The organism is Hyphomonas sp., assembly GCF_037969335.1.
Taxonomy (GTDB): Bacteria; Pseudomonadota; Alphaproteobacteria; order Caulobacterales; family Hyphomonadaceae; genus Hyphomonas.
Map to the genome: position 1 here is coordinate 1 of NZ_JBBKXE010000091.1, position 5,488 is coordinate 5,488.

3 protein-coding genes are annotated in these 5,488 nt (G+C 63.1%); 1 reads left to right on the forward strand and 2 read right to left on the reverse strand.

Features of this window, described 5'->3' with window-relative positions; translation table 11 throughout:
• Positions 1 to 16: 16 nt before the first annotated feature.
• The gene (locus tag AADA04_RS07320; protein ID WP_340692600.1) at positions 17 to 3,280 is read left to right on the forward strand and encodes an error-prone DNA polymerase; all 3,264 of its coding nucleotides are present in this window, start codon (positions 17 to 19) and stop codon (positions 3,278 to 3,280) included.
• On the opposite strand, the gene ccoS is transcribed toward AADA04_RS07320, so the two are convergent.
• Positions 3,252 to 3,431, reverse strand: coding sequence for a cbb3-type cytochrome oxidase assembly protein CcoS (gene ccoS / locus AADA04_RS07325; RefSeq protein ID WP_340692601.1), 180 nt, complete (start codon positions 3,429 to 3,431; stop codon positions 3,252 to 3,254). The two genes, AADA04_RS07320 and ccoS, sit on opposite strands and share 29 nt — an antisense overlap.
• The coding region (locus tag AADA04_RS07330; RefSeq protein ID WP_340692602.1) for a heavy metal translocating P-type ATPase at positions 3,431 to 5,488 on the reverse strand (2,058 nt) is incomplete at its 5' end. The genes AADA04_RS07330 and ccoS, both read right to left, overlap by 1 nt.

Genomic DNA, 5,488 nt, shown 5'->3' on the forward strand with positions numbered 1-5,488 from the left:
TGCAGGGCCTTTTCGCATGAGCGGATATGCCGAACTTGCCGTCACCACGAAGTTCTCCTTTCTCCACGGCGCCTCCCATGCCGGGGAACTGGTGGGCCGCGCCCGCGAGCTCGACCTTGCTGCAATAGGCGTTGCAGATCGCAATACACTGGCCGGTGTCGTACGGGCCCATCTGGCCGCCAAGGCAGCAGGCATGCACCTGCTGGTCGGCGCCCGGCTTGTCCCGCAGGATGGTCCTGAACTCATCTGCTACCCGACGGACCGCGCCGCCTATGGCCGTCTCTCGCGCCTGCTGTCGGATGGCAAACGGCGGGCCGAGAAAGGCGACTGCCTGATCACCCTCACAGATATTGCCGCCGCCAGCGAAGGGCAGGTATTCATAGCGCTCCCGCCAGAGCGTCCGGGTGCGGCTTTCGAGACAGTGCTGCAACATCTGGCCGGACTTTGGCCGGGCGCTCTCTACCTCGCTGCGCGCTATGCCTTTCAGGGCCGCAACCGCGAGCACTTGGCCCGTCTGGCAAGCCTTGGTACGCGCTGCGGCGTCCCGATGATCGCCATCAATGACGTTATCTATCACACAGCCGCCCGCCGCCCCTTGCAGGACGTGATCACCTGCATCCGGGAGCATTGTACAATCGACACGGCGGGCTTCCGGCTCGAGGCGAACGCTGAGCGACATCTCAAGGCGCCGGACGAAATGGTACGCCTTTTCAAGGGCTTCGAACCAGCCTTGGCGCGCACGCTGGAAATCGTAGGGCGATGCAATTTCAGTCTCGACGAACTCGCCTATGAGTATCCCGACGAGCCTGTCCCGCCCGGTTCGACGCCGCAACAACACCTCGAATACCTGACATGGCAGGGCGCCGAGTGGCGTTACCCCGCCGGAATCCCGGCCCGCATTCGCGCCCAATTGAACAAGGAACTCGACCTGATTGAGGAGCTTTCCTACGCGCCTTATTTCCTGACCGTGAACGACATCGTCGCCTGGGCCCGTTCGCAGGATATCCTCTGTCAGGGGCGCGGTTCTGCTGCCAATTCTGCCGTCTGCTTCTGCCTTGGCGTCACCAGCGTGGACCCGGCCGAGACCAGCCTCCTGTTCGAACGGTTCCTCTCACGCGAACGCAAGGAACCGCCTGACATCGACGTCGACTTCGAGCACGAGCGGCGCGAGGAAGTGATCCAGTATGTCTATCGGCGCTATGGACGCCAGCGGGCCGCCCTGACGGCAACGGTCATCTCATACCGGCCCCGCTCGGCCGTCCGCGAAGTCTGCAAGGCGCTCGGCCTGACAGAGGATATTTCCACCGCGCTCGCCGGCTGTGTCTGGGGCAGCTGGGGGGATGACATTCCGGCGCCCCAGATCGCGCAGGCAGGCCTTGATCCCGCCAGCCCGATGATCCGCCGCGCTATTGCCCTGACACGCCAGTTGATCGGCTTCCCGCGGCACTTGTCCCAGCATGTCGGCGGCTTCGTCCTGACGCGGGGACCGCTTGTCGAGACGGTTCCGATTGGCAATGCGGCCATGCCGGATCGCACCTTTATCGAATGGGACAAGGACGACATCAACGCCCTCGGCATCCTGAAGGTCGATGTGCTCGCCCTCGGTATGCTGACCTGCATTCGCAAGGCCTTCGACTTCCTTGAGGCCCATAAGGGCCTGCGCTTCAATCTGGCGACCATTCCGGCGAACGATACGGCGACCTATGACATGCTGAGCAAAGGCGACAGCCTTGGCGTGTTCCAGGTCGAAAGCCGGGCCCAGATGAACATGCTGCCGCGTCTCAGGCCGCGTACATTCTATGACCTCGTCATTGAGGTCGCCATCGTCCGGCCCGGCCCCATTCAGGGCGATATGGTCCACCCTTACCTGCGGCGCCGGAAGGGGCTGGAAACCGTTCGCTACCCGAGCCCGGCACCCGAACAGGGCCCACCCGACGAACTTGCCAAAATCCTGCAGCGCACGCTGGGCGTGCCCCTGTTCCAGGAGCAAGCGATGCAGATATCCATCGATGCGGCCAAGTTCACGTCCGACGAGGCCAATGGATTGCGTCGCGCCATGGCGACGTTCCGCAAGGTCGGCACGATCCAGAATTATGAAGACATGATGGTGTCGCGAATGATTGCGCGCGGCTACCAGCCGGAATTTGCGCAACGCTGTTTCGATCAGGTGAAGGGGTTCGGCGAATACGGTTTCCCCGAAAGTCATGCAGCCTCGTTTGCCTTGCTCGTCTATGTCTCGTCCTGGCTAAAATGCCATCATCCGGATGTGTTCTGCGCCGCACTCCTGAACAGCCAGCCAATGGGCTTCTATGCGCCGGCCCAGATCGTACGGAATGCCCGCGAGCATGGTGTGGAGGTGCGGCCCGTCGATGTGAATTATTCGGACTGGGACAATACGCTGGAGCCTCTGGGCACCGGCGATGACCTGACCGCCGTGCGGCTGGGATTCCGGCAGGTCGATGGCGTGCGCGAGGAGGAGATGGAAGCACTGATGGGCGCGCGCGGACAGGGGTTCGATACGCTGGAAGAGGTGCGCCTGCGAACGGGCCTGTCCCGCCGCGCGATGGAATTGCTCGCCGCAGCGGATGCCTTTGGTTCGCTCGGCCTGTCACGACGTAAGGCCCTGTGGGCCGTCAGGGGCGACACTGCCGGAAAAGCACTGCCCTTGTTCACGGCGGCAGACGCGGCCGAGCAGGGGGCAGACGTTGCGACACATTTGCCCAGGATGCCCGATTCCGAGCAGGTCATTCAGGATTACCAGACAACAAGGCTGTCACTTAAGGACCACCCCTTGCAATTCCTGCGGCCGCTTTACAATTCCCGGCGTATCCTGACGACTACTGAGGCCGTTGGCATGCCGGACGGCCGACGCGTGGAGACATGTGGTCTGGTGCTCGTGCGCCAGCGCCCGGGCTCGGCCAGCGGGGTCGTCTTCATCACGATCGAGGACGAGTCGGGCATTGCCAACCTCGTTGTTTGGAAACGCGTCATGGAACGCTACCGGCCGATCGTCATGGGCGCGCGTATCCTGTCCGTGCGCGGGCGCGTGCAGTCGGCTGACAATGTCACGCACATTGTCGCCGAGCAGCTGATCGACCGAACCGCTGACCTGACATTATTGTCGGAAGAACACATGTCCGACCCGTTGAAGGGCGTGCTGTCCCACGCAGATGAAGTGAAGCGGGCAGTTCAGGAAGGGCGCGGGCCGGGCGAACATGGCGACATGCATCGCCATCCGCGAAATGTCAGGATCATTCCCCGGAGTCGCGACTTTCACTAGGCGGAAGCGGGCGATCTTCATCCACGAGGATACGATTGGCCGCGCCCTCCGGATCGTCGAACTGGCCGGATCTCGCGGCCCACAGGAAGGCGATCAGGCCGATCAGCCCCATGCCGAGCGCGATTGGAATGAGAAACAACAGCCCGACCATCAGAGGCGCTCCGGCATTGTATTCAGGCGCAGCGCATTCAGGGACACAAGAATGGACGAAGCCGACATCGCAATGGCCGCGACGAGCGGCGTGGCATGGCCACTGATGGCGACAGGAACGGCCACAAGATTGTACGCGGCGGCGAAGGCGAAGTTCTGCAACATGACCGCGCGCGCCTGCTTTGCGACGGCGATCAGCCGGGGCAGGGCGCCGAGCCCGCCGGAATAGACCGCGTCGCTGGCCGACCGGCTGATGTCCATCGCCCCGCCTGGCGTGACGGACGCATTGGCAAGCGCTAGCGCCCCGGCATCATTCAACCCGTCCCCGACCATCAGCACACGATGACCCGCTGCCTGCAATGCCTCGAGGCGTTCAACCTTGTCGCGTGGAGAGGCCTTGGCTGTCCAGTCGCTGATACCCAATTGTCCGGCCACATCGACGACGGTTTCTTCACGATCACCCGACAGGATTTCCATGCCATATCCGGCCTGCTGCAAGGCCCGGATCGTCTGGGTCGCATCGTCGAGTATATGGTCGTTGAACTGGAACCGGACAGGCGTGCCATTGCCCTCTACGAACCAGAGAGAACTGCTGGAGGCGACGTCAACGTCGGCGCCAACCCATTCAGCCGATCCGAGACGGCAGGTAACGCCATCGATCACGCCTTCAAGCCCGAGACCGGGGAATTCCCGGACATCAGACGCGACCAGCCCAGGCCCTGCAGCCTCAACGAGCGCGCGAGACAATGGATGGCGGCTAGCCCGCGCCAGTTGTGCTGCATTGCCGAGCACGACAGGCGAGACGTCGCCGACGAGCTGAGGCGTGCCGAATGTCAGCGTGCCTGTCTTGTCGAAGATGATGTAGTCGCATTGCGCCAGCCGCTCCAGCGCGTCGCCGGATTTCAGGAATGTGCCCGCGCGAAACAGGCGTCCTGACGCGACGACCTGAGTCACGGGCGCGGCGAGTGCCAGCGCGCAAGGGCACGTGATGATCAGCGTCGAGACACCGATCAGCAGGGCCTCGTTGGCACTCATGCCCGCCAGGAGCCAGCCAATGAAGGCGAGCAGTGCGGACGTATGGACGAATGGCACGTACAGTGAGACGGCACGGTCAGCGATTTTCCGGTAGGTCGAGCGGCGCTGTTCGCCTGCGTCCAGCATCCGCGCAATATCTGAGAGAAGGGAGTCGCTGGCGGCGGCAATCGCGCGTCCGGTCAGCGGCTGGGACAGGTTTACGGTGCCCGCCAGCAGGTTCATGCCCTGGGTGGCGGTACGTGGAACGCTCTCCCCGGTCACCAGGCTCTCATCGACTTCGGACAGGCCTGTTTCCACCTGCATGTCGACAACCGCCTGCTCACCGGGCGCCAGGAGAATCCGGTCGCCCGGCTGGATCTCGCTTGCGCGAACGGAGCGGGCTTCGCCATTCTCTCCCAATCGTGTGACGCTGCGATGCGCCATCGCCGCCAGGTCACGCGCAGACGTATGCGCCTTCCGGCGGACACGCGCGTCGAGGAAGCGGCCGATCAGGAGGAAGAAGAGCAGCATGACCGACGCGTCGAAATACGCGTGTTCTCCACCTCGCAAGGTTTCCGACACGCTCACGCAAAACGCGATGATCACGGCGAGCGAGATTGGCACGTCCATATTGGCATGGCCGTGCTTGAGGACGTTCCAGGCTGACCGGAAGAAGACGCGTCCGGAAAACAGGATTGCGGGGAATGCGATCAGGCCGGAAAGGCCATGCAGCAACATGCGGGTCGAGGTGCCCATTTCCCCGTCTCCCGCCCACACCGACACGGACAGGAGCATGATATTGGCGGTTGCAAAGCCTGCGACGCCCAATGCGATGAGCAGGCTGCGTTCCTCGCGCTGCTCATCCGTGACGCTGTTGCCCTGATCCTGCGGCGCGACGCCATAGCCAAGGGAACTGATTGCCTGGACGATGGGGATGGCGGTAAGGCCGCCACGCCAAGCGACTTCAAGCCCACCTGTCGACAGGTTCAGGCGTGCTGTTTCCACACCCGGGAGCGCTTTCACAGCCGATTCGATCCGACTGAT